The organism is Allobosea sp. GW821-FHT12C12 (genome assembly GCF_058807355.1).
In genome coordinates this window covers 43397-65972 of sequence record NZ_JBXAQP010000009.1, presented here as the reverse complement: position 1 = coordinate 65972, position 22576 = coordinate 43397, and the positions used below count along the sequence as shown (strand labels likewise).

The window sequence follows — 22576 nt, the reverse complement described above, 5'->3', positions numbered from 1 at the left end:
ATGCGTCCAATCCCTGAGCCCGAATCCGCGCTGCCGCCAACCGTCGCGGAGGCGCAACGCGTCACGCCGATGATGGCGCAGTACATCGAGATCAAGGCCGCCAATCCCGAAAGCCTGCTGTTCTACCGTATGGGCGATTTCTACGAGCTGTTCTTCGGCGACGCCGAAATCGCCTCGCGCACGCTCGGCATCGTCCTGACCAGGCGCGGCAAGCATATGGGCGAGGACATCGCCATGTGCGGCGTGCCGGTCGAGCGCGCCGACGATTATCTCCAGCGCCTGATCGCGGCCGGCCATCGCGTCGCCGTCTGCGAGCAGACCGAGGATCCGGCCGAGGCCAGGAAGCGCGGTGCGAAATCGGTCGTGAAGCGCGACGTCGTGCGCCTCGTCACGCCCGGCACCATCACGGAGGAGCGCCTGCTCGAGCCCGGCCGGGCGAGCCTGCTCGTCGCCGTCGCGCGCCGCCGGCCGAGCGATTCGACCGCGCTCTACGGCCTGGCCGCGATCGACATCTCGACCGGCCGCTTCAGCGTGCTGGAGACGCCGCGGGACCGGCTGGCGGTCGAGTTCGCAAGGCTGGAGCCGCGCGAGATCGTCTGCCCCGACGCGATCCACGAGGACCCCGAGCTCAAGGCGTTCTGGCGCGAGATCGCCATTCCGGTGACGCCGCTGGCGCGCGAGGGGCTGGACGCGGCTTCCGCCGAGCGCCGCCTGCGCGAATTCTTCGGCGTCGCGACGCTCGACGCCTTCGGGGCGTTCACCCGCGCCGAGATCGCGGCGGCCGGCGCGGCGCTCGCCTATGTCGAGCGCACCCAGTTCGGCGCCCGCCCGCCGCTTTCGCCGCCGGTGCGCGACGGCGGCGGCTCGGCCATGCTGATCGACGCCGCGACGCGGGCCAATCTCGAACTGACGCGCACGCTTTCGGGCGAGCGAGCAGGCAGTCTGCTCGCCACGATCGACCGTACGGTCACGCCGGGCGGCGCGCGCCTGCTCGCCGAGCGGCTGGCCGGCCCATTGACCGAGATCGCCGCGATCGGCCGCCGCCATGACGCATTGGAGGCGCTCGCCGAGGACTCTGTCCTGCGCGAGGACTTGCGCCGCGCTCTGGCGAAGGTGCCCGACATCGCCCGCGCGCTCTCGCGGCTGGGTCTCGATCGCGGCGGCCCGCGCGATCTCGCGGCGCTCGGCGCGGGACTGACGGCGGCCCGCGAGATCGCCGACAGGCTCGGACGCCATGCCGGCTTGCCGGCCGCGCTCGACGAGGCGGCGCGGGCGCTTGCGGCAAGCGACCCGAGCCTGCCCGCCCGCCTGACCGACGCCCTGGCGGACGAGCTTCCGCTGAACCGCCGCGACGGCCGCTTCGTTCGCGAAGGGCACGATCCGGCGCTCGACGAACTGCGGCTGCTGCAGGTCGATTCCCGCAAGGTGATCGCGCAGCTTCAGGCCCGTTACGTGGCCGAAACCGGCTGCCGGACGCTGCGCATCAAGCACAACTCCATGCTCGGCTACTTCATCGAGGCGCCGCAAGTCGCCGGCGAGGACTTCCTGAAGGAGCCCTGGCGGGCGGTCTTCGTCCATCGCCAGACCATGTCCGACGCGATGCGCTTTTCCTCGGTCGAGCTCGGCGAACTCGAGGCGAAGATCGCCTCGGCCTCGGACCGGGCGCTGCGGCTCGAGCTCGGCATCTTCGCGGCGCTGAGCGAGGCGGTGCGGGGACAGGCCGAGGCGATCAAGCTGGTCGCGCAGGCGCTGGCCGAGATCGACGCGACGGCGGCGCTGGCCGAGCTTGCCGCGCGCGAGGACTGGCGTCGCCCGCGGATCGACGATGGCGCGGCCTTCGCGATCACGGGCGGCCGCCACCCCGTCGTCGAGGCGGCGCTGAAGCGCGACGGCAAGCCTTTCGTCGCCAACGAGACCGAGCTCTCGCCGCCAGGCGGAGACGGCGGCGGGCGGATCTGCCTGATCACCGGCCCCAACATGGCCGGCAAATCGACCTTCCTGCGCCAGAACGCGCTGATCGCGGTGCTGGCGCAGATGGGCTCCTTCGTGCCGGCTTCGAGCGCCCATATCGGCATCGTCGACCGGCTGTTCTCGCGCGTCGGCGCGGCCGACGATCTCGCGCGCGGGCGCTCGACCTTCATGGTCGAGATGGTCGAGACCGCCGCGATCCTGAACCAGGCCGGGCCGCGCGCGCTCGTCATCCTCGACGAGATCGGGCGCGGCACCGCGACCTTCGACGGTCTCTCGATCGCCTGGGCGGCGATCGAGCATCTCCACGAGATCAACCGCTGCCGGGGTCTGTTCGCGACGCATTATCACGAGTTGACCGCGCTCGGGGATCGGCTCGCGCGCGTCGCCAACGCGACCGTGCGCGTCACCGAATGGAATGGCGAGGTCGTCTTCCTGCACGAGGTCGTGTCCGGCGCGGCCGACCGCTCCTACGGCATCCAGGTCGCCAAGCTCGCGGGCCTGCCCCCGGCCGTGGTCGAACGGGCCCGCGCCATCCTGAGCGAGCTGGAGAAGACCGAGCGCGAGAAGCCCGTCGCCTCGCTGGTCGACGACCTGCCGCTCTTCGCCGCTCCGGTCAGGCGGGCCGCCGCGCCCGTACCGGCTGCGCCGGCCGAAGACCCGTTGCGGGTCGCGCTCGGTGCGCTCGATCTCGACGAGATGACGCCGCGCGCGGCGCTGGAGGCGCTCTATCGCCTCAAGGGTCTGGAGTAAGCCTCAGCCGAAAACGCCGTAGGCCACGAGCGCCGCGATCACCCAGAGCGCCCAGTTGCCCCAGCGGTTGCGCCGCGCCTCGGCTCGGCCGATCGCGGCGATCGAGCGCTCGTCCAGCGCGAAACCGTGCCGGGAGTTCTCTTCCAGTTGGGCGAGAACGCGCTCGGCGCGTCCCACGGTCTCCGGCAGCGACGCCAGGCTGAAACCGAGCGCGCTCAGCCCCCGCCCCGCATCCTCCAGCTTGCCGAGCGGGCCGAGATTGCGGCTGATCCAGTCGCGCACCACGGGCTCGGCCGTCGTCCACATGTCGAGATGCGGGTCGAGCGTGCGCGCCACGCCCTCGACCACGACCATGGTCTTCTGGAGCATGACGAGTTCGGTCCGCGTCGCCATGTCGAACAGGCCGGTGATCTCGAACAGCAGCGTCAGCACCTTGGCCATCGAGATCTGGTCGGCGCTCTTGTCGTGGATCGGCTCGCCGACGGCGCGGATCGCCTGGGCGAAATCGGCGACGGCATGGTGGGCCGGCACGTAGCCGGCCTCGAAATGCACCTCGGCCACGCGGGTATAGTCGCGGGTGATGAAGCCAAGCAGGATCTCGGCGAGGAAGCGCCGTTCCTTCGGACCGAGCCGACCCATGATGCCGCCATCGACCGCGACGAGACGCCCCTGCGCATCGACGAACAGGTTTCCCGGATGCATGTCGGCATGGAAGAAGCCGTCGCGGATCGCGTGCTTCAGGAAGGACTGGATCACGATCTTGCCGAGCGCCGGCAGATCGTGACCGGCCGCGCGCAACGCTTCGGTATCCGACAGCCTGACGCCGTCGATCCACTCGTCGACCAGCATCTCGCGCGCGGTCAGCTGCCAGTCGGGCTCCGGCACGCGGAAATCGGGATCGCCTTTCGTGTTCTCGGCGAATTCGGAGAGGGCGGCGGCCTCCAGCCGCAGATCCATCTCCATGGTGACCGAGCGCGCCAGCGTCTCGACGACGCCGGAGAAGCGCAGGCGGCGGGCCTCGGCCGAGCGGCTTTCGGCCATCTCCGCGCCGAACCGCATGGCGGCGAGATCGCGATGGAAGCGGTCGCGGATGCCGGGCCTGAGCACCTTGACCGCGACCTCGGAGCCGTCATGCAGGCGGGCGCGATGCACCTGCGCGATCGAGGCGGCGGCGACGGGCGGCCCGAACTCGGCGAAGATCGCCTCGACCGGCCGGCCATGGGCGGTCTCGATCGCGGCCCGCGCTTGGTCCATCGGGAACGGCTCCATCCGGTCCTGCAGGGCCGAGAGGTCGGACGCGATCTTCATGCCGACCACGTCCGGCCGCGTCGCCAGGAACTGGCCGAACTTGACGTATGACGGCCCGAGCCGGGTCAGCGCCGCCGCGAGCCGCGTCGCCGAGGAGCCCGCGCCCTTGCGCTCGATCAGCCGCCCGAGCCGGATCGCGCCCCGCGCCAGCGGCGGCAGCACGGCCGGATCGACCAGCGCCAGAGCCCCCTCGCGCGCCAGCACGAAGCCGACGCGCGCCGAGCGGGCGAGGTGGAAGAGCGAGGAGATCATGCGGATCGAGCCGCCTCGTCCTCACCCGTCATGCTCGGCCCTGTGCCGAGCATCCACGTCTTACGGGATGGGTGAAGGGAAGACGTGGATGGTCGGGACAAGCCCGACCATGACGGAGACGTAAGCTGCGGCAGGGCGTGCTTCACAGCTTCCAGCCGGAATGCAGCGCCACGACCCCGCCGGTCATCGGCGTGAAACTGGCCCGCCGGAAGCCGGCATCCTCGATCATGCCGGCAAAGACCCGCGGCTTCGGGAATTTCCGGATCGATTCGACGAGATACCGGTAGGGTTCGGCCTCGCCCGTCACCATGCGTCCCAGCGGCGGGATGACGTTGAAGGAATAGGCCTCGTAGACCTTGTCGAGAAGCGGCACGTCGACATGGCTGAATTCGAGGCACAGGAAGCGCCCGCCGCGCCTGAGCACGCGATAGGCCTGCGCCAGCGCCGCGTCGATGCGCGGCACGTTGCGGATGCCGAAGGCGATCGTATAGGCGTCGAACTGGTTGTCGGGCAGGCCGGCGAGCTCCTCGGCATTGCCTTGAACGAAGCGGATGCGTCCGTCGTCCGGAAAGCGCTTCCCGGCGCGCGCGCGACCGACGGCCAGCATCTCGGCATTGATGTCGAGCACGGTGACGTCGGTCCGCGCGCCGCCTGCCTCCAGGACGGCGAAGGCCACGTCGCCCGTGCCGCCCGCGACATCGAGATGGCGAAAGGGCCGGTCCCTCGCGGGCCTGAGCGCGGTGATCAGCGCGCTCTTCCAGGCACGATGCAGGCCCGCCGACATCAGGTCGTTCATCAGGTCGTAGCGGCCCGCGACCTTGTGGAAGACGTCGTCGACCTTGGCCTGCTTCTCGGCCAGCGGCACGGTTTCATAGCCGAAATGGGTGGTGTCCCGGTTGTCGATATTTTGGGCTGCTGTCACGTGTGGGCCGCTCTTGTGCTTTGCTCAAGCGATGCATAGCCAAACGCGCGGGCCTTGTCGCGGCCCGTCTCGACGCATGCTGAAGAGTGAAGCGCGATGCCCGAACTTCCCGAGGTCGAGACCGTCCGCCGCGGCCTGGAGCCCGCCATGCTCGGCCAGGTCTTCGCGCGCGTCGAGCAGAACCGGCCCGACCTGCGCTTTCCGCTGCCCGATCGCTTTGGCGCGCGGCTGACCGGCCGGCGCGTCGAGGCGCTGTCGCGGCGGGCGAAATACCTGATCGCCGATCTCGACGACGGGCAGGCGCTGGTCATGCATCTCGGCATGAGCGGGCGCTTCGTGGTCGAGGCGTCCGGCGCCCCGCCGGTCGAGCCCGGCGCCTATTACAACGAGATCGGCCGGCATCTGCGGCACGATCATGTCGTCTTCCATCTCGGGTCGGGCGCGCGCGTCACCTATAACGACGCCCGCCGCTTCGGCTTCATGGACCTCGTGCCGCGCGCCGATCTCGCGACCTCGAAGCATTTCGCCGGCATGGGCGTCGAGCCGCTCGGCAACGAGCTCTCGGGCGAGACGCTGGCGACGCTGTTCGCCGGCAAGTTCGCGCCGCTCAAAGCCGCTTTGCTCGACCAGCGCCTCGTCGCGGGGCTGGGCAACATCTATGTCTGCGAGGCGCTGTTCCGCGCCGGCCTGCATCCGGAAGCCGAGGCCGGCTCGATCGCGACACCGACCGGCCGGCCGCGCCCGGCCGCGCATGCCCTGGCCAGGATCATCCGCGAGGTGCTGGAGGAGGCGCTCGTCTCCGGCGGATCGACGCTGCGCGATTTCGCCCATGCCGACGGTTCGCTGGGCTATTTCCAGCATCGCTTCAGGGTCTATGACCGCGAGGGCGAGCCCTGCACCGCGCCCGGCTGCGTCACGACCGTCAGCCGGCTGGTGCAGTCCGGCCGCTCGACCTTCCTCTGCGAGACCTGCCAGCCGAGACGCTGACCCCATATGGCGTTGCGCCCGCGCGCATGGACCGCCCCATCGCGCCCCGCTAATGCTGCCTCGACAAGAGCATCCGGGAGGCCGCCATGGCTTATGAGACCATCCTCGTCGAGACGAAGGGCAAGGTCGGCGTCGTCACGCTGAACCGTCCGCAGGCGCTGAACGCGCTCAACGGCCAGCTCATCGGAGAGGTCAACGCGGCGATCGACGCTTTCGAGAAGGACGCCGCCATCGGCTGCATGGTCGTCACCGGCTCGGAGAAGGCTTTCGCCGCCGGCGCCGACATCAAGGACATGCAGGCGCGCACCTTCCCCGAGACCTATCTCGACGACAAATTCGCCGACTGGGACCGCATCGGCCAGCGCCGCAAGCCGATCATCGCGGCGGTCGCCGGCTTCGCGCTCGGCGGCGGCTGCGAACTCGCCATGATGTGCGACTTCATCATCGCCGCCGACAACGCGAAATTCGGCCAGCCCGAGATCAGTCTCGGCGTCATCCCCGGCGCCGGCGGCACGCAGCGCCTGACCAAGGCGATCGGCAAGGCCAAGGCGATGGACCTATGCCTCACCGGCCGGATGATGGACGTGACCGAGGCCGAGCGCGCCGGCCTCGTCGCGCGGGTCGTCCCGCTCGCCGACCTCATGACCGAGACGATGAAGGCGGCCGACGCCATCGCGGCGAAGTCGCTGCCCTCGGTCATGATGACCAAGGAGGCGGTCAACCGCGCCTTCGAGGTGACGCTGAATGAGGGCCTGCGCTTCGAGCGGCGACTGTTCTCCTCGCTGTTCGCCACGCAAGACCAGAAAGAGGGCATGGCCGCCTTCGTCGAGAAGCGGAGGCCCGACTTCAAGAACCGCTGAGCGCATTGAGCCCGTTCGCCTCGCTCGGAACCGCCGCCGTCATCCCGGACAAGCGGCGCGGTCGCGCCGGCCTGTATCCATCGTAGGGATGCAACCGCGCTCCATGATGGATCCACACCCGGGTCAAACCCGGGATGACGGTGTGTTTCCGTGCGAAATCACCATGCATTAAATGTCGTCGCGCTTGCCGGCCTTCTCGGCGGCGGCCCTGACCTTGATCTTCCGCAGGTCCCAGAGCTGCCAGAAGCCGAAGCCGAGCGCCACGCCGAGCGTCAGCGTCACCTCGGCCAGGAACATCGCGGTGGACGACATGGTTCTGCCTCCCGTTTCACGGGCCGCGGATCGCCGACCGTTCGATCCGCCCGAGCCGCTCGAACATCTCGATCACGATCTTGGTGCGACCGATCAGGTTCCACCAGGGCACGGAACCGATACGGGCCGTCATCCGCGCCGGATGCGGCGTCGCGACGGCCGCGACGAGCCAGGCGTTCGCCGGCAGCGGCGGCAAGGCGAGCTTGCCAGCGTCCGGCGCGGCGGCGACCAGCGCCCGGGCGAGCAGCGCGAGCTTGCGGCCCTTCGAGACCACGGCGCGGCGCGAGACCGAGTCGAAGCCGGCGCGGGCGACCTCGTGGCCGATCTCGGCATAGATCAGGCGAGCGGCGCGGATGCCGGCGCGGCAGCCGCGCGGCAGCTGGTCGATGCCGGCATCGGCACGGGCATAGAGCCTGTCCGCCTCGGCCAGCAGGCGCGCCGCCAGCGCTCCGAGCGCCGGGCTGAACACCGGGCGCGCCAGGAACGCCTCGGGCACGATGCCGGCCTCGCGCAGCCAGGCCAGCGGCAGGTAGAGCCGGCCCTTGCGCGCATCCTCGCCGATGTCGCGGGCGATGTTGGTCAGCTGCATCGCGACGCCGAGATCGGCCGCGCGCGCCAGGACCTCGGGCGCGCGCCGGTCCATCACCGTCGTCATCATCACGCCGACGGCGCCGGCGACGCGGGCGGCATAGTCGCAGAGGTCCTCGAAGGTCTCGTGGCGGCGCGCCTGCGCATCCCAGGCGAAGCCCTCGATCAGCGCCAGCGGCACGACCTGCGGCAGCGCGAAGCGCCTGACGGTCGCGGAAAAAGCGCGGTCGGCGGCGTGGTCCTCCGGCCGGCCGGCATAGGCGGCGGCGATCCGTGCCTTGAGCAGCGCGATGGTCGCCTCGTCGCCCGGCCCTTCGTCGATCGCATCGTCGGCGAGACGGCAGAAGGCGTAGAGCGCGGTCGCCGGCCCGCGCGTCTCGCGCGGCAGCAGCAGCGAGGCCGCGTGGAAGGATTTCGAGCCCGCCTTGAGCAGGCGGTTGCAGGCGTCGAGATCGGCGGCGGCGGGCTCAGGCCAGTTCGGTCGCATGGGGCGCCACCGTATCCAGGATTTTGGCCGAGGAGAGCACGCCGGGAAGGCCTGCGCCCGGATGCGTGCCCGCGCCGACCAGATAGAGCCGGTCGACCTCCTCGCTGAGATTGTGCGGGCGGAACCAGGCGCTCTGCAGCAGGCGCGGCTCCAGTCCGAAGGCCGCGCCATGCACCGAGAGATAGTCGTCGCGGAAATCGGGCGGCGTCATCAGGCGCGAGGTGACGATGCGATCGCTCAAGGCCGGCAGCAGCGTCGCGTCCAGCCGCCGCTGGATGCGACGGCGGAAGGGCTCGGCCTGCGTCTCCCAGTCGGTCGCGCCCTGCAGGTTCGGCACCGGCACGAGCGCATAGAACGCGTCGCAGCCCGGCGGCGCGAGCGAAGGATCCGTGGCGGTCGGCCGGTGCAGGTAGAGGCTGAAATCCTCCGACAGCACCTTGTTCTCGAAGATGTCGTCGATCAGTTCGCGATAGCGCGGCCCGAACAGGATCGTGTGATGCGGCACGCCCTCGTAACGGCCCCTCGTGCCGAAATGCCAGACGACGACGCTCATCGAATAGCGGGCCTTGGCGAGCTTGCGGTCGCTCCAGCGCTTGCGCTGGGGGGCCGGCAGCAGCGCGCCATATGTATGGGCAGCGTCGGCATTCGAGACGACGATGTCGGCGGGGATCGTCTCGCCGCCCGTCAGCCTGACGCCGGTCGCCGCGCCGGCGTGGACGGTGATCTCCGCGACCTCCGCGCCATGCCGGATCGCGCCGCCCTGGCCCTCGATCAGCCCGACCAGCCCCTCGACCAGCGCGCCGGTGCCGCCATGGGCGAAATGGACGCCGTATTTGCGCTCGAGATGGATCACGAGCGCGTAGATCGCCGTCGCCGCGAAGGGGTTTCCGCCGATGAAGAGCGGGTGGAAGCTCAGCGCCGTGCGCAGCCGCTCGTCCTTGACGTGGCGCGCGGCGAGGCCGTGGACGCTGCGATCCGCCCGCAGCCGCGCCATTGCGGGCAACGCCTTGAGCATGTCGGCGAGCGTGCTGAACGGGATGTCCGCGAGTTGCTCGAAGCCGACCTCGTAGATCGCCTCGGCCGCTTTCAGGAACGCCTCGTAGCCGGCGAGATCGCCCGGCGCGAAGGCGTCGATCCGCGTCCGCATCGCGGCATCGTCGCCGCTGCAATCCAGCGTCGAGCCATCGTCGAAGACGAGGCGGTAGAACGGGTCGAGCGCGGTGAGCCTGACGTCGTCAGCCATCCGCCGACCGCAGAGGGTCCAGAGATCCTCGAACAGGAAGGGCGCTGTGACGATGGTCGGCCCGGCGTCGAAGGTGAAGCCGTCCTGCCGGAACACGCGGGCCCTGCCGCCCGGCTGGTCGAGCCGCTCCAGCACGGTGACGCGGTAGCCGCGCGCGCCGAGCCTGATCGCCGCCGCAAGCCCGCCGAAGCCCGCGCCGATGACGAGCGCATGGGGCCGCGCACCGGGCTTCGCCCGACGGGCCGGCCGGGAAACCAGATCGGGTGGAGCCATATCCGTCAACATGGGCTGACATCGTATCTGTCATTCAACCGGACGCAAGCGGCATGTGCTCGCGCGCGGCGCGCAGGATCAGCGCCGCGACCTCGTCCGGCCTCTCCTCATGGGCGAGATGGCCGGCCTGCGCGATGGTCTCGACCCGGGCCTGCGGCAGCCGCCTCGCGACCTCCGCCGCATCGCCGGGCGGCACGGCCTTGTCGTTGGCCCCTATCGCCAGAACGACCGGCAGATCGAGCTTGCCGAAGCCGCGCCCGAGGGCGTCGAGATCCCAGTTCGCCATCATCGCCAGCGTCGAGGCGATATGGACGCGGTTGGAGAACAGGCGCTGGTAGAGCGCAAGCCCGCGCGCGTCGAGCCGCGAGCCGGTGCCCCGCAGCAGCGAATCGACCGCTCCCGCGCTGCCCGCCCGCCAGGCGAAGAAACGCGGCGCGAAGGGGTTGAGCACGAGCAGACGCGCCAGCGACGGGAAAAGCTGCGAGGCGACACCGCGGAACGGCAGCAGCGCCCCGTTCAGGCTGACCAGCGCTTTTGGCGCCATGCTCTTGTCCAGCGCCATGCGCAGGCCGATCGCCGCCCCGGCCGAGTGGCCGACGACAAGATCAGGATCGAGATCGAGCGTCTTCAGCAGCGCCGCGATGGCGCGCGCCATCGCCGGCAGCGAGAGCTGGTCGCTATGGGGCGCCTGCGTGAAGCCGTGACCGGGCAGGTCGGGCGCGACGACGGTGAAATCGGCGGCGAGCAGGGGCGCGAGATCGCGCCAGGAATGGCTCGATGCCCCGGTGCCGTGCAGCAGCAGCAGGACGGGGCCGGCCCCCATCACCTGCACATGCCAGCGCAAACCGCCGGCGGAGAGAAAGCGGCTCGCCTCGCGGCTGGGCCAGTCGCGCCCGTCGCTCGGCCAGGAGAGGGCGGTCATCGGGGCTGTCCCCTTCCCCGCCGCAAGCGAGGAGAAGGGGACAGGTTTCGCGCCGGTCTCGATTGGGCGCGCCATTCCATTTCAGACACCGCCGCCATGCCCTTACCGCCCCGGCAGAAGCGCATTCACCGCCCGGCTCACGCCGGCCGCATCGGCATGCGGCAGCGGCACGTAGCGCGCGCCCATCGCGGCGGAGAGTTCGGCGGCCTGGGGCTGGGCCTGCGGCGAGGTGTCGATCAGCAGCGTGCTCACGCCCTCCATTTGCAAGGCCCGTGCCGCCGCCATCGCATCGGCCTGCGCCTTGACGCGCCCCGGCTGGCCGTCGCGGTCGATATTGGCGCGGCCGTCGGTCATGAACACGATCGCGGGCGTGCGGCCCTTGCGCCGGACAGCGTCGGCGAGCGCGGCCGCCGCGCCGATCGCGGTCGCGAGCGGCGTCGCGCCGCCGCCGGGCAGGGCGGCCAGCGCCCGCTCGGCCGCGACCAGCGAGCGCGTCGGCGGCAGCACAAGATCGGCCTGCGTCTTCCGGAAGGCGATCAGCGCGACCTCGTCGCGGCGGATATAGCATTCGGCCAGCAGCAGCCGGACCGCGCCCTTGGCCTCGGCCAGCCGTTGCAAGGCCGAGGAGCCCGAGGCGTCGACGACGAACAGCGTCGCGGTCTCGCCGCGCTGCTTGTAGCGCGCGACGCGGAAATCGTCGCGGCGGACGATGATGCCGCTGCGATCCGCCATGTCCGGCTCGCGCCGGCGCAGCGCCTGCCAGGGCGCGGCCGCGCGAAGGGTCTCGACCACGTCGAGGCGCGCGCCGCCGCGCAACTCGCCGGCCTTCGAGCCGACGATACGGCCGCGCATGGCCGCCTTCTGGAACTGGCCGGCCTTGCCGGAGCCTCGCGCCCGCGCCCGTCCGGCCCGCGCCAGCAATTGCGCCAGAAGCCCGGCCGGGATAGCGGCCTTGGCCGCCTCCAGCACGAGGTCGTCGAGATCCGTGGGCTGGTCCTTGTCCTGCGCGTGCTCGTCGGGCGGCGACTGATCGTCCGGCCGCTCCGGCGGCGGAGGCGGCGATTCCTCCTCGGCCATCGCCGGCATCCGGGTCGCGCGTGGCGCGAGCGCCAAGGCGGCGGCGAGCGCCGCGTCCTCCCGCGCGACGGTGTCACGACCCATCAGCGCCGCGACCATGCGCGCGATCCTGACCGCCTGCAGCGCCGGGCGCGCCGAGCCGACGCCGAGCGACAGCGCGGCCCCGCAGAGCGCCTCGATCGCGGCATCGTCGATCGTGACCTCGGGCAGCAGGGGCTGCGCCTCTGCGATATCCTCGACAGTAAAGATAGCCGGCTCAATATCTCGGTGCGAGAGTTCGCCGAGGTCCAGCCGCAGCGTCAGCCGCTCGCTCAGCGCTTCCGGCGGGCGTTCGTCCGGCGCGATGCCCTCGTCGAAGGCGACGACACCGAAGCGGCCCGGAGCCTTGTCCGCCGGCCCGTCATGCGCGACCGCGATCCCGCCGGCATCCATCGCCAGAGCGATCCGCGCGGCGGTGGCCGGACTGATTCGCTCGGCCATGGCCGCCAGCACCACGCCGCCGTTCGCCTGAGCCAGCAGGCCGCGCTCCGCGACAGGGCGCCCCGCGGCAAGCGTCGCGGCAAGGTCGAGCCCGCCCAGCAGCCGCGCATCGCCGATCCCGGCCGGCATGCGCAGCAGCGGCCTGCCGCCAAGCAAGGTCATTAGCCGGCTGAGCCAGGCATCGCGCATCGGGCCGGCCGGCGCGCGCAGGGTCGCGCCGCCGATGCCGGCCGGGTCGAGCGCGACGAGCGCGGCGGCCAGCTCGGCCATCTGCCAGGGCGTGGGCGCGGCGGCGACCGTATTGTCGCCGGCCTCGCTCATGCGAAACGGCCTTTGACGAAATCAAAGGGCGCGCCGCCCTCTTCTCCCTCCCCCTGCTTGCGGTGGGGAGGGTCGGGGCGGGGGGGAGAGTCTAGGCCGCCGTCTGAAACGGTCGTCGAGCCTCTTCCTGCACCCAACCCTTCCCCACCGCAAGCGGGGGGAGGGGGATGACGCCCGCCTTCAAATGAAGCGACAAAGCGGCTCATGGCCCGAAGATCTCCTCCAGCGCGCGGTCGACGCGCACGGTCGAGCGCGCCTCGTCGAGCGCGCTGCGGCGCAGCCGGTGGCGCAGCGCCATCGGCGCGACGCTGCGGATATGGCTGTCTCGCACCTCGGCCTTGCCTTCCAGCGCCGCCAGCGCGCGCGCCGCGCGGATCAGGGTGAGTTCGCCGCGCAGCCCGTCGGTGCCGAGGTGCAGGCAGAGCTGCGCGGCGCGCTTCAGCGCCGCTTCCGAAGTCACGATCGTCGCGAGCTTCCTGCGGCCGGCGGCGAGCTTGCGCCCGATCGCCTCGTCCTTTCCGCGCCAGAGCGTCGTGAAGCCCTCCGGATCGCGGTCGAAGGCGTCGCGGCGCTTCACCACCTCGATGCGGCTCGGCAGGTCCGACGGCGTCGTCACCTCGACGGAGAGACCGAAGCGGTCGAGCAGTTGCGGCCTGAGTTCGCCCTCTTCCGGATTGCCGCTGCCGACCAGAACGAAACGGGCCGGATGGCGAATGCTCAGGCCCTCGCGCTCGACGACGTTCTCGCCCGAGGCCGCCACGTCGAGCAGCACGTCGACGAGATGGTCTTCGAGCAGGTTGGCCTCGTCGATATAGAGGAAGCCGCGATTGGCGCGCGCCAGCAGGCCGGGCTGGAAGGCCTTTTCCCCGCTCGCCAGCGCCTTCTCCAGGTCGAGCGCGCCGACGACGCGGTCCTCGGTCGCGCCGAGCGGCAGATCGATCACCGGGACCGGCACGAGATGGCTCTTCTGGCCCTTGATCGCGGCGTCGGGCGCGCGGTTGTAGGGATCGCCGACGACCGCCTTCATCCGCGGCAGCAGCGCCGCCAGCGCGCGGACCGCGGTCGATTTGCCGGTGCCGCGATCCCCGAAGATCAGCACGCCGCCGATCGTCGGATCGATCGCCGCCAGCAGCAGCGCCCGTTTCATCTCCTCCTGTCCGACGATGGCCGAGAACGGGAAAGGCGTAGCCATGCGCGGACCTTGGGCGGCGGAGCGGGCGCTTAGATGATCAGGCCGAGACCGCTTCGGCAAGGCGCTGCGGCAGGCGGAAGACGACCTCCTCCTCCGTGCCGTCGAGCTCGCGCACGCTGACATCGCGGAAGCGGCGCAGGCGGTCGATCGTTTCCTGGATCAGCCGCTCGGGCGCGGATGCGCCGGCGGAGAAGCCGACAGTCTCGACCTCGTCGAACCAGCGCTCGTCGACGGCGTCCGGGCCCTCGATCAGACGGCTCTCGACGCCGGCGAGCTCACCGACCTCGCGCAGGCGGCTCGAATTCGACGAGGAGCGCGAGCCGACGACGAGGATCAGGTCGCAGAACGGCGCCATCGCCTGCACGGCCGCCTGCCGGTTCTGCGTCGCGTAGCAGATATTGCGCGTGTCCGGCCCGACGATATCTGGAAAGCGCCGCCTCAGCGCGGCGATCACGTCGCGCGTATCCTGCACGGACAGCGTTGTCTGGGTGATGTAGGCGACCTTGCCGTCGTCGCGCACCAGAAGGTCGGCGACCTCGGCGGCGCTGGCGATGACATGGAGGCGGCCGGACACCTGGCCGCGCGTGCCCTCGACCTCGGCATGGCCCTCATGGCCGATCAGCACGACGTCGTAACCCATCTCGGCATAGCGCCGGCCCTGGTTGTGGACCTTCTGGACGAGCGGGCAGGTCGCGTCGATCACGTCGAGCCCGCGCGCGGCGGCCGCCGCCTCGACAGCCTTCGAGACGCCATGGGCCGAGAAGATCGTGGTCGCGTGCTCGGGGATCTGGTCGACCTCGCCGACGAAGACCGCGCCTTGCGCGCGCAGTCCCTCGACGACATGGGTATTGTGGACGATCTCGTGGCGGACATAGACCGGCGCGCCATGCTGCCGGACGGCGCGCTCGACGATCTCGATCGCGCGCACCACGCCGGCGCAGAAGCCGCGCGGCTTCGCCAGCAGGACGGCGAGCGGGCGCCTGACGGGCGACATCGCGTTCATGTCGAGGCTCCGTGCAGCGCGGCGGTTCCGGCATGGTGCGAGGAAAGGAGCCTCAAGCCGTTCGCGCCGGCCGCGCGCAAGGCGTAGCCCGGCCGGCACAGGCTGATCGCGGTCGCCGCGATCGCGTCCGCGTCGAGCCCGGCCTGGGCATACATCCGGCCTTGCGTGTCGTGATCCTGGAACAGGTCCGGCAGATGCAGCGTCTTCACCTTCAGCCCGTTCTCGAACAGGCCGTCATCGGCGAGCGCATGCAGCACGAAGGAGCCGAAGCCGCCGACCGAGCCCTCCTCCACCGTGATCAGGACTTCGTGGTCGCGGGCGAGCCGCCGGATCAGGGCGCGGTCGAGCGGCTTGGCGAAGCGGGCGTCGGCGACCGTGGTCGAGAGTCCATGCGCGTCGAGCGCCTCGGCCGCCCGCAGGCATTCGGCCAGCCGCGTGCCGTAGGACAGGAGCGCGACCCGCGCGCCTTCCTTGACGATGCGGCCGCGGCCGATCTCGAGCGGAACGCCGGTCTCCGGCGTCTCGACGCCGACGCCGTCCCCGCGCGGATAGCGCAGCGCGATCGGCCCCTCGTCATGGGCGCGCGCGGTCGCGACCATATGGACCAGCTCGGCCTCGTCGCCGGCCGCCATCAGCACGAAGCCGGGCAGGCAGCCGAGATAGGCCGTATCGAAGGCCCCCGCGTGGGTCGGCCCGTCGGCTCCCACCAGCCCGGCCCGATCGAGCGCGAAGCGCACCGGCAGCTTCTGCAGCGCCACGTCATGGACGATCTGGTCGTAGGCGCGCTGCAGGAAGGTCGAATAGATCGCGCAGAACGGCTTGTAGCCCTGGCAGGCGAGGCCGGCCGCGAAGGTGACGCCGTGCTGCTCGGCGATGCCGACATCGAAGAAGCGCGCCGGATGCGTCTTGGCGAAGAGGTCGAGCCCGGTGCCGGACGGCATCGCGGCCGTGATCGCGACGATCCTGTCGTCGGCCTGGGCTTCCTTCACCAGCGCATTGGCGAAGACCTTCGTATAGGACGGCGCGCTGGAGGGCGCCTTCTCCTGCGTCCCGGTCAGGACGTTGAACTTGACCACCCCGTGGTACTTGTCGGCGCTGGCCTCGGCGGGAGCGTAGCCCTTGCCCTTCTGGGTCACGACATGGACCAGGATCGGCCCGTGTCCGGCGTCGCGGACATTGCGCAGCACCGGCAGCAGATGGTCGAGATTGTGGCCGTCGACCGGGCCGACATAGTAGAAGCCGAGCTGGTCGAACAGCGTCCCGCCGGTCAGATAGCCGCGCGCATGCTCGATCGCCCGCGTCAGCGTCTTGTCGATCCTCCTGCCGAGCTTCCTGGTGATCTGCCGGCCGTGGTCGCGCAGCGAGAGATAGGCCTTGCCGGAGAGCAGCTTGGCGAGATGGGCCGAGAGCGCCCCGACCGGCGGGGCGATCGACATGTCGTTGTCGTTCAGGATGACGATCAGGCGCTTGCCCAGCGCCCCGGCATTGTTCATCGCCTCATAGGCCATGCCGGCCGACATCGCGCCGTCGCCGATCACCGCGACGACGTTGTTGGGCGTGCGCGCCAGATCGCGCGCCACGGCCATGCCGAGCCCGGCCGAGATCGAGGTCGAGGAATGCGCCGCGCCGAAGGGGTCGTATTCGCTTTCGGAGCGTCGCGTGAAGCCGGAAAGCCCGCCGCCCTGCCGGAGCGTGCGGATGCGGTCGCGCCGCCCCGTCAGGATCTTGTGCGGATAGGCCTGGTGGCCGACATCCCAGATCAGCGTGTCGCGCGGCGTGTCGAAGAGGTGGTGCAGCGCCACCGTCAGCTCGACCACGCCGAGCCCGGCGCCGAGATGGCCGCCGGTGACCGAGACCGCGTCGATCGTCTCGGCCCGCAACTCGTCGGCGAGCTGTCTCAGTTGCTCGGGCTGAAAATGCCGCATGTCGGCCGGGATCGAGACGGTGTCGAGAAGGGGGGTCTCCAGCATGTCGCATCCCCGTCGCTAGGCCAGTGTGTCAACTAAAATTAACACATTGCTGTCAACTCGGCGATACACTACGAAGGAGTCGCGGGAGATGCAATCGCTTTGGCGCTTCCGCGAGGCCGCGCTGGCTGGGGAGCGTGGCATGCCGGAGGGCTTGCGCGGAACTTGCGGCGCTCTAGTTGATTTAGACGAAGTCTATGGAGGATGCTCGCCATGAAACATCTTGCCTACGCAGTCGCCGCAGCCTTCCTCGCTTTCGCTCCCGGATTGACCGGACCGGCCCAGGCCCAGGACGCGGCCGCCGGAGAGAAGGTCTTCCTGCAGTGCCGCGCCTGCCACCAGATCGGCGAGACCGCCAAGAACGGCGTCGGCCCCGTGCTGAACGGCCTGTTCGACGGCCGCAAGGCCGGCACGCATGAGGGCTATGCCTATTCGGCAGCCTACAAAGGCCTCGACAAGACGTGGGACGAGACCAATTTCACCACCTACATCAAGGATCCGCGCGGCGTCACGCCGGGCACAAAGATGGTCTTTCCGGGCATCAAGGACGAAGCTCAGATCAAGAACCTGATCGCCTATCTCAAGCAGTTCGGCCCGGACGGAAAGAAGAAGTAACCTCCCCCTTCTCTGGCCCTCATCCCCGAGCAGCGCTCGCCAAGCGCGTCTCGAAGGATGCTCGAGCCGGCGCAATCTGGAACATTCCTCGAGAGACGGTCGCTGTGTGACCTCCTCGGGATGAGGGCCGTCCCTATTGCAGCTGAAACTGCCTCGCGCCTGCGGGTTGCTGACGGTCTTTGACGCGCATCCGCGAATTCGGGGCCGCCGACCGATGGACCGTCTCGCGCGCGCGCCTTATGGTCCCCGCCATGAGCGAGACAGCCACGAAACCCGCCGCGGCCCCTGACCTCAAGCCCGGCGACCATCTCTTCCTGGTCGACGGCTCGAATTTCATCTTCAGGGCCTATTTCCAGTCGATCAACCAGGACCGGAAATACAACGCCCGCTCCGACGGCCTGCCCTCGGGCGCGGTCCGGCTGTTCGCGACGAAGCTGTTCCAGTTCGTCAAGGACGGCGTGCTCGGGGTGAGGCCGACCCACCTCGCCATCGTCTTCGACAAGTCGGAGAACTCGTTCCGCAAGGAGATCTATCCGGCCTACAAGGGCAATCGCTCCGACCCGCCGCCCGACCTGGTCCCGCAATTCCCGCTGATGCGCGAGGCGGTGCGCGCCTTCGGGCTGATCCCGGTCGAGCAGGATGTCTACGAGGCCGACGACCTGATCGCGACCTATGCGAAACTGGCGCGCGAGGCGGGCGCGGACGTCCTGATCGTCTCGGCCGACAAGGATCTGATGCAGCTCGTCCGGCCGGGCGTCGCAATGTACGATCCCGCCTCGGGCGACGCCGCCAAGGGCAAGGGTTTCCGGGCCGAGCGCCGGATCGGGGAGCCCGAGGTCGTCGAGTATTTCGGGGTGACGCCCGACAAGGTCGTCGACGTGCAGGCGTTGGCCGGCGACGCCACCGACAACGTGCCGGGCGCGCCCGGCATCGGCATCAAGAGGGCGGCCCAGCTGATCGGCGAATACGGCGACCTGGAGACGCTGCTCGCCCGCGCGGCCGGGATCAAGCAGCCCAAGCGCCGCGAGACCCTGACCGATCCCGGGATCGTCGAGCAGGTCCGCATCTCGCGACGGCTGGTCTCGCTGGTCGACGATGTCGCGGTCGAGACGCCGCTCGCGCATCTGACGCTGAGCGAGCCCGAGCCGGCGAAGCTGATCGCCTTCCTCAAGGCGATGGAGTTCACCACGATCACCAGGCGCGTCGCCGAGGCCTATGGCGCCGAGGCCTCCGCGATCGACGCCGACGAGGCTTTGGCTCCCGGCGGCTCGCGCGCCGCCGAACTCAGGGCGCTCTATGCCGGCGGAGACGCCTCCGACGGCCTGTCCGCGTCGGCCGCGCCTGCCGATCCGTCCGGTCAGGTCGAGCCGACCAGAGCCTTGTCGGACGATGGCTGGCTGACGCCCGCCGACCTCGCCGCCGCGCGCAAATCCGAGGCCGCCGAGGCCAGGATCGACCTCGCCGGCTATGAATGCGTGCGCACGCTGGCCGATCTGGAGCGCTGGATCGGCTGGGCCCATGAGGCGGGCGCGGTCGCGCTCGACACCGAGACCAGCGCGCTCGATCCGATGCAGGCCGATCTCGTCGGCGTCTCTCTCGCGGTCGCGCCCGGCAAGGCCTGCTACATCCCGCTGCAGCATCGCGGCGGCGCCGACCTGTTCGGCGAGGGCATTCTCGAAGGGCAGATTCCGGTCGAGCAGGCGGTCGCGGCGCTGAAACCCCTGCTCGCCGACCCCGGCGTGCTCAAGATCGGCCAGAACCTGAAATACGATCTCGTCCTGTTGAGGCGCTACGGGCTCGATGTCGCGCCGGTCGACGACACCATGCTGATCTCCTACGCGCTCGATGCCGGCAACAACAACCACGGCATGGACAGGCTGTCGGAGCTGCATCTCGGCCACGAGACGATCAGCTTCGGCCAGGTCGCCGGCGCCGGCAAGGCGCAGGTCACCTTCGACAGGGTCGCGCTCGACAAGGCCACGGACTACGCCGCCGAGGACGCCGACGTGACGCTGCGGCTCTGGCGCGTGCTCAAGCCCAGGCTCGCGGCCGAGGGCCGCACCGCCGTCTACGAGACGCTGGAGCGGCCGCTGATCGACGTGCTCGCGCGGATGGAAGCGCGCGGCATCAGCATCGACCGGCGGATCCTGTCGCGGCTCTCGGGCGAATTCGCCCAATCGCTGGCGCGGCTGGAGGACGAGATCTACGGGATCGCTGGCGAGAAGTTCACCATCGGCTCGCCGAAACAGCTCGGCGACATCCTGTTCGGCAAGATGGGCCTCGCCGGCGCGAAGAAGACCGCGACCGGGCAATGGGCGACAGGGGCCGGCGTGCTCGAGGAGCTCGCCGAGCAGGGCCACCCGCTCCCGTCGAAGATCCTCGAATGGCGCCAGCTCTCCAAGCTGAAATCCACCTATACCGATTCGCTCCCGGCCTATGTGAATCCGCGGACCAACCGGGTTCATACCTCGTTTGCGCTGGCGGCGACGACCACGGGCCGGCTCTCCTCCTCCGAGCCCAACCTGCAGAACATCCCGATCCGCACCGAGGCCGGCCGCAAGATCCGCACTGCCTTCGTCGCATCGAGCGGCCACAAGCTGATCTCGGCCGATTACAGCCAGATCGAGCTGCGCCTGCTCGCCCACATCGCCGACATCCCGCAACTGACGCAGGCCTTCGCCGACGGCGTCGACATCCATGCGATGACGGCGTCCGAGATGTTCGGCGTGCCGGTGGCCGGCATGCCGAGCGAGGTGCGCCGCCGCGCCAAGGCGATCAATTTCGGCATCATCTATGGCATCTCGTCCTTCGGTCTCGCCAACCAGCTCGGCATCGGCCGCGAGGAGGCCGGCGCCTATATCCGCAAATATTTCGAGCGCTTCCCGGGCATCCGCGACTACATGGACCAGACCAAGGCCTTCGTGCGCGCCAACGGCCATGTCACGACGATCTTCGGCCGGGTCTGCCATTTCCCGGCGGTCGCCTCGAAGAACCCTTCCGAGCGCGCCTTCGTCGAGCGCCAGGCGATCAACGCGCCGATCCAGGGCTCGGCCGCCGACATCATCCGCCGCGCCATGATCCGGATGGATCCGGCGCTGGCGGCGGCGAAGCTCGACGCCCGCATGCTGCTGCAGGTCCATGACGAACTGGTCTTCGAGATCCCGGACGCCCAGGTCGAGGCGGCGCTGCCGGTGATCACGAAGGTCATGGTCGACGCTCCCCATCCCGCGCTGGCGCTGAGGGTGCCGCTGCAGGTCGATGCCAGGGCAGCGGGAAACTGGGACGAGGCGCATTGAGAACGCCGGAACTTTCCCTTCCAGTCCAACGTTGTATGTCGCGACGCGCCGGGGGGCGCGGTTCGTCCGCGTTGGAGCCGAACCATGCTCAGCTCATCCGCCTGGAAGCCGTTTCCGCGCTATCGGGAAGAGATCGAGACCGTGGCGTCGTCTCAGGACGACGTCACGCCGCAGGAGCATGACCTGATCGTCCGCTATGCGATCGTCGGCATCTTCGTCATCCTCGCCACCGCGACGCTCTATCTGACCAAGGTCATCGCGTTGCCAGTGACGGCCGGCGTGATCTTCGGCCTCGTTCTCGGTCCGCTGGTCGACTGGCTGGTCAGGCGCAATGTGCCGCAGCATCTGGCGGCGGCGCTGATCGTGCTGCTCGGGCTCGGCGTGCTGCTGTCCGCGCTGACCGTGCTCGCCGTGCCGATCGCCGGCTGGGCCGACCAGGCGCCGGCCATGATGGCGGCTCTCAAGGCCAAGCTCGGCGGCGTCTTCACGGTGATGGACGAGGTCAAGCGCGCCATCGCGTCGCTCGCCGGCAAGAACGGGGCGGAGGTCAACGTCTCGCAGGGCAATCCTCTGCTCGACATAGCGATGTCGTCGTCGGCGGCGGCGGGCGGCATGCTCGTCTTCGTCGCCACCGTCTACTTCTGGCTGGCGACGCGCCGCCATCTCAAGGCCCGCGTGCTGCGGCTGTGCCTCGGGCGCGGCGCGCGCAAATCGGCAGGTTCCTTCTTCGAGGAGATCGAGATCCGCGTGGCGCGCTATTTCGGCCTGGTGACGCTGATCAATCTCGGCATGGGGCTTGTGACCATGACGATCGCATGGCTCGCCGGCCTGCCCTATCCCGTGTTCTGGGGCGCGCTCGCCTTCCTCCTGAACTATCTCGCCTTCATCGGGCCGATCATCGTCACGGTGATGATACTCGCCGGCGCGCTGCTCGATGCGCCGTCGCTTCTGGCCGCGATCGTGCCGGCCGGCGCCTATTTCATCGTGCATCTGATCGAGGGCAATGCGGTGACGCCGGTCTTCGTCGGCCGCAGCCTGACCGTCTCGCCCTTCCTCGTCTTCATCGGCTTCATCTTCTGGCTCTGGCTCTGGGGGCCGGTCGGGGCCGTGCTCTCGACTCCGATCCTGCTCGTCGCCATGGTGGCGCAGGAGGAATTCGCGGAATATCGCCGGGCCCAGGCCGAGGGGGAAACGGCCGAGCCGGCGGCGCAACCGAAAGCCGCTTGAGTCGCGGCGAATCCTGCGCGCCAGGTCATGAACGGCGGAACCGCCGGGACGGCAGGCGCGTTCAACCCGGGTAATCCCCGCCCGTATCGGTCGCTCGGGACTCGCGGGCGACTATGGACCTCAAGACAAGCGACAAGGAACGAGAGACATGGCCACGACCACCGCCTCCGCCAAACGCCAGGCCGCCTCGGCGGCGAAGCGCGCCAAGGACGATGCCGTGACAGGGGCCGGCGAGGTCGCCGGCGAGGCCAAGGCGGCGGCAAAGACGACGGCACGCCGCGTCAGGCGCGAGGCCGGCGAGATCGAGGCGAGCCTGACGCGCGGCGCCGAGGAGCTGGCCGCCACCGTGTCCGGCCGGCTGCGCTCCGCCGGCCTCGATGCCGACAAGCTGGTCGAGGTCGCGCGCGAGCAGGCGACGGACCTGCAGCAGTTGATCGAGGACGAGATCCGCGAGCGCCCGCTTCGCGCGCTCGGACTCGCGGCCGCGGTCGGTCTCTTCGTCGGCTTCCTGTCGGCGCGATAG

The 22576-nt window shown here is 70.0% G+C and carries 17 protein-coding genes; 7 read left to right on the top strand and 10 right to left on the bottom strand.

The features are described 5' to 3' along the window. On the top strand, nucleotides 1–2721 hold the full coding sequence (gene mutS, locus AC1RRW_RS14270; protein ID WP_492901432.1) for a DNA mismatch repair protein MutS: 2721 nt from the start codon (nucleotides 1–3) through the stop codon (nucleotides 2719–2721). A gap of 3 nt (nucleotides 2722–2724) precedes the next feature. Here the strand turns inward: mutS and ubiB are convergent, their stop codons facing one another. Then, nucleotides 2725–4281, bottom strand: a complete 1557-nt coding sequence (ubiB, locus tag AC1RRW_RS14265) for a 2-polyprenylphenol 6-hydroxylase (protein WP_492901431.1) — start codon at nucleotides 4279–4281, stop codon at nucleotides 2725–2727. Between the two features lie 142 nt (nucleotides 4282–4423). After that, nucleotides 4424–5203, bottom strand: a complete 780-nt coding sequence (gene ubiE / locus AC1RRW_RS14260) for a bifunctional demethylmenaquinone methyltransferase/2-methoxy-6-polyprenyl-1,4-benzoquinol methylase UbiE (RefSeq protein WP_492901430.1) — start codon at nucleotides 5201–5203, stop codon at nucleotides 4424–4426. Nucleotides 5204–5299: 96 nt separating this feature from the next. On the opposite strand from ubiE, the gene mutM reads away from it, so the two are divergent. After that, the gene (gene mutM, locus AC1RRW_RS14255; protein WP_492901429.1) at nucleotides 5300–6190 is read left to right on the top strand and encodes a bifunctional DNA-formamidopyrimidine glycosylase/DNA-(apurinic or apyrimidinic site) lyase; all 891 of its coding nucleotides are present in this window, start codon (nucleotides 5300–5302) and stop codon (nucleotides 6188–6190) included. An 86-nt stretch (nucleotides 6191–6276) separates the two neighbouring features. Then, nucleotides 6277–7050, top strand: a complete 774-nt coding sequence (locus AC1RRW_RS14250; protein WP_492901428.1) for an enoyl-CoA hydratase — start codon at nucleotides 6277–6279, stop codon at nucleotides 7048–7050. Nucleotides 7051–7218: 168 nt separating this feature from the next. Here the strand turns inward: AC1RRW_RS14250 and AC1RRW_RS14245 are convergent, their stop codons facing one another. The 8 genes from AC1RRW_RS14245 to dxs form a co-directional block, all read right to left on the bottom strand. Next, the gene (locus AC1RRW_RS14245; RefSeq protein ID WP_492901427.1) at nucleotides 7219–7362 is read right to left on the bottom strand and encodes a hypothetical protein; all 144 of its coding nucleotides are present in this window, start codon (nucleotides 7360–7362) and stop codon (nucleotides 7219–7221) included. Nucleotides 7363–7378: 16 nt separating this feature from the next. Next, nucleotides 7379–8437: a phytoene/squalene synthase family protein gene (locus tag AC1RRW_RS14240; protein WP_492901426.1), complete on the bottom strand. Its 1059-nt coding sequence runs from the start codon at nucleotides 8435–8437 to the stop codon at nucleotides 7379–7381. Continuing rightward, on the bottom strand, nucleotides 8418–9965 hold the full coding sequence (locus AC1RRW_RS14235; protein WP_492901425.1) for a phytoene desaturase: 1548 nt from the start codon (nucleotides 9963–9965) through the stop codon (nucleotides 8418–8420). The genes AC1RRW_RS14240 and AC1RRW_RS14235 overlap by 20 nt, the downstream gene beginning before the upstream one ends. 22 nt (nucleotides 9966–9987) lie before the next feature. After that, complete coding sequence (gene bchO, locus AC1RRW_RS14230; protein WP_492901424.1) at nucleotides 9988–10875, bottom strand: alpha/beta fold hydrolase BchO; 888 nt, start codon at nucleotides 10873–10875, stop codon at nucleotides 9988–9990. A gap of 102 nt (nucleotides 10876–10977) precedes the next feature. Next, nucleotides 10978–12753, bottom strand: coding sequence for a magnesium chelatase subunit D (locus AC1RRW_RS14225; protein WP_492901423.1), 1776 nt, complete (start codon nucleotides 12751–12753; stop codon nucleotides 10978–10980). 202 nt (nucleotides 12754–12955) lie between these two features. Next, the gene (gene bchI / locus AC1RRW_RS14220; protein WP_492901422.1) at nucleotides 12956–13945 is read right to left on the bottom strand and encodes a magnesium chelatase ATPase subunit I; all 990 of its coding nucleotides are present in this window, start codon (nucleotides 13943–13945) and stop codon (nucleotides 12956–12958) included. Nucleotides 13946–13982: 37 nt separating this feature from the next. Next, nucleotides 13983–14939 (bottom strand): 4-hydroxy-3-methylbut-2-enyl diphosphate reductase, encoded by a 957-nt coding sequence (ispH, locus tag AC1RRW_RS14215; protein WP_492901584.1) that lies wholly within the window; start codon nucleotides 14937–14939, stop codon nucleotides 13983–13985. Between the two features lie 5 nt (nucleotides 14940–14944). After that, a complete protein-coding gene (gene dxs / locus AC1RRW_RS14210; RefSeq protein ID WP_492901421.1) occupies nucleotides 14945–16918 on the bottom strand; it encodes a 1-deoxy-D-xylulose-5-phosphate synthase in 1974 nt (657 codons plus the stop codon). A 210-nt stretch (nucleotides 16919–17128) separates the two neighbouring features. Between dxs and AC1RRW_RS14205 the strand changes: the two genes are divergently transcribed. The 4 genes from AC1RRW_RS14205 to AC1RRW_RS14190 all read left to right on the top strand — a co-directional run bounded on the left by AC1RRW_RS14205 (nucleotide 17129) and on the right by AC1RRW_RS14190 (nucleotide 22576). Further along, nucleotides 17129–17530 (top strand): c-type cytochrome, encoded by a 402-nt coding sequence (locus AC1RRW_RS14205; RefSeq protein WP_492901420.1) that lies wholly within the window; start codon nucleotides 17129–17131, stop codon nucleotides 17528–17530. A 251-nt stretch (nucleotides 17531–17781) separates the two neighbouring features. Continuing rightward, nucleotides 17782–20826 (top strand): DNA polymerase I, encoded by a 3045-nt coding sequence (gene polA, locus AC1RRW_RS14200; protein WP_492901419.1) that lies wholly within the window; start codon nucleotides 17782–17784, stop codon nucleotides 20824–20826. A gap of 84 nt (nucleotides 20827–20910) precedes the next feature. Then, nucleotides 20911–22053 carry an AI-2E family transporter gene (locus AC1RRW_RS14195; protein WP_492901418.1) on the top strand — a complete coding sequence of 381 codons (1143 nt, stop codon included), beginning with the start codon at nucleotides 20911–20913 and terminating at the stop codon, nucleotides 22051–22053. Between the two features lie 148 nt (nucleotides 22054–22201). Then, nucleotides 22202–22576, top strand: coding sequence for a glycine zipper domain-containing protein (locus AC1RRW_RS14190; RefSeq protein ID WP_492901417.1), 375 nt, complete (start codon nucleotides 22202–22204; stop codon nucleotides 22574–22576).

Bases quoted from the DNA above. Each gene is read 5' to 3' on its own strand.
- mutM (WP_492901429.1), top strand. From the start codon at position 5,300: ATGCCCGAACTTCCCGAGGTCGAGACCGTCCGCCGCGGCCTGGAGCCC.
- polA (WP_492901419.1), top strand. From the start codon at position 17,782: ATGAGCGAGACAGCCACGAAACCCGCCGCGGCCCCTGACCTCAAGCCC.
- dxs (WP_492901421.1), bottom strand. From the start codon at position 16,918: ATGCTGGAGACCCCCCTTCTCGACACCGTCTCGATCCCGGCCGACATG.
- AC1RRW_RS14205 (WP_492901420.1), top strand. From the start codon at position 17,129: ATGAAACATCTTGCCTACGCAGTCGCCGCAGCCTTCCTCGCTTTCGCT.
- AC1RRW_RS14235 (WP_492901425.1), bottom strand. From the start codon at position 9,965: ATGTTGACGGATATGGCTCCACCCGATCTGGTTTCCCGGCCGGCCCGT.
- mutS (WP_492901432.1), top strand. From the start codon at position 1: ATGCGTCCAATCCCTGAGCCCGAATCCGCGCTGCCGCCAACCGTCGCG.
- AC1RRW_RS14245 (WP_492901427.1), bottom strand. From the start codon at position 7,362: ATGTCGTCCACCGCGATGTTCCTGGCCGAGGTGACGCTGACGCTCGGC.
- ispH (WP_492901584.1), bottom strand. From the start codon at position 14,939: ATGTCGCCCGTCAGGCGCCCGCTCGCCGTCCTGCTGGCGAAGCCGCGC.
- AC1RRW_RS14250 (WP_492901428.1), top strand. From the start codon at position 6,277: ATGGCTTATGAGACCATCCTCGTCGAGACGAAGGGCAAGGTCGGCGTC.
- bchO (WP_492901424.1), bottom strand. From the start codon at position 10,875: ATGACCGCCCTCTCCTGGCCGAGCGACGGGCGCGACTGGCCCAGCCGC.
- AC1RRW_RS14195 (WP_492901418.1), top strand. From the start codon at position 20,911: ATGCTCAGCTCATCCGCCTGGAAGCCGTTTCCGCGCTATCGGGAAGAG.
- ubiB (WP_492901431.1), bottom strand. From the start codon at position 4,281: ATGATCTCCTCGCTCTTCCACCTCGCCCGCTCGGCGCGCGTCGGCTTC.
- AC1RRW_RS14240 (WP_492901426.1), bottom strand. From the start codon at position 8,437: ATGCGACCGAACTGGCCTGAGCCCGCCGCCGCCGATCTCGACGCCTGC.
- AC1RRW_RS14190 (WP_492901417.1), top strand. From the start codon at position 22,202: ATGGCCACGACCACCGCCTCCGCCAAACGCCAGGCCGCCTCGGCGGCG.
- AC1RRW_RS14225 (WP_492901423.1), bottom strand. From the start codon at position 12,753: ATGAGCGAGGCCGGCGACAATACGGTCGCCGCCGCGCCCACGCCCTGG.
- bchI (WP_492901422.1), bottom strand. From the start codon at position 13,945: ATGGCTACGCCTTTCCCGTTCTCGGCCATCGTCGGACAGGAGGAGATG.